1 protein-coding gene is annotated in these 1,036 nt (G+C 56.0%); it reads left to right on the top strand.

The annotated features are described in order from the left end of the window. Positions 1–732, top strand: a 732-nt coding sequence (locus EN991_RS37525; RefSeq protein ID WP_164769723.1) for a site-specific integrase, incomplete at its 5' end; no start/stop codon positions are given. Positions 733–1,036: the final 304 nt, after the last annotated feature.

Raw genomic sequence — 1,036 nt, 5'->3', positions numbered from 1 at the left:
GGGCGCGACCGGGCCGCCCAAGGTGCCGGACCGATGACGCTCGGCATCGACATCGGCTTTGTAAAACTCATTCTGGCTCATGCTGCTGCGGTGCACGGCCTGCCCGTCAAGGTCGAACCGGTTGAGCTCGCGCGTATTGCCCTAAAGAGGCTTGGCCTCGTTGGTAAGGGCAATCAGCGCGACAGGAGGCCGACCCAGGATGAACACGACAGGCTCATCGCCCACTTCGATGCAAATCCTCGTCAAATAGCGCCGGTTGGTCAGATAATACGTTTCGCCGTCGCAACCGCAATGCGCCAGGAGGAAATCTGCAAGGCGCGGTGGTCCGACGTGGACGCCCGCACGCGGATGCTTCTCATCCGTGACCGGAAAGACCCGCGAAACAAAAACGGGAACAATCAACGCATACCCTTGTTCGCGGCAACTGGGTACGACGCATGGGCCATTGTCGAGGACCGACAGGCCAAGCGAAGCAATGACGATGATCGAATTTTCCCATTCAATCATAGGTCAGTCGGCACTGCCTTCCGTCTAGGGTGCGCTGACCTGGACATCCACGACCTTCATTTTCATGACTTGCGGCACGAAGGGACAAGCCGCCTTTTCGAGGCCGGATTCACGATCGAACAGGTTGCGCTGGTAACGGGGCACAAGGACTGGAAAATGTTGAAGCGCTACACCCATCTGAAGCCGGAGGCTCTCCACGCGCTGTTGGCAGCGCGCGCCGCATAGATATGAGTGTCGTAAGGTTTCACGAAAGAACACCATTCGATTGTATCTAACCCATCTAGGCCATTGATCTAGCTGGGTTTTTTCTTACTTTAGACGCACAATATCGACCCACGGGCCGTCAAAAAGTTACGCTCTTGATTTTAAAGGGAAAATCGCCGCGGAAAATATTTTGAGGTTTCACCAACTATCGGGATCAATCGGCGATTTTTTGCACTTACGCCGTTCGACGGCGTGCCCAAGTCGTCAAGCTACCTATTCGCCATCACACACGGCCCGGCGCCGCTGATGGCAGGCGGGCCTTATT

Source organism: Mesorhizobium sp. M7A.F.Ca.US.005.03.2.1 (genome assembly GCF_003997795.1).
Lineage (GTDB): Bacteria > Pseudomonadota > Alphaproteobacteria > Rhizobiales > Rhizobiaceae > Mesorhizobium > Mesorhizobium ciceri.
Note: the sequence above shows the minus strand (reverse complement) of the source record. Positions and strands in the feature narration are given on the sequence as shown.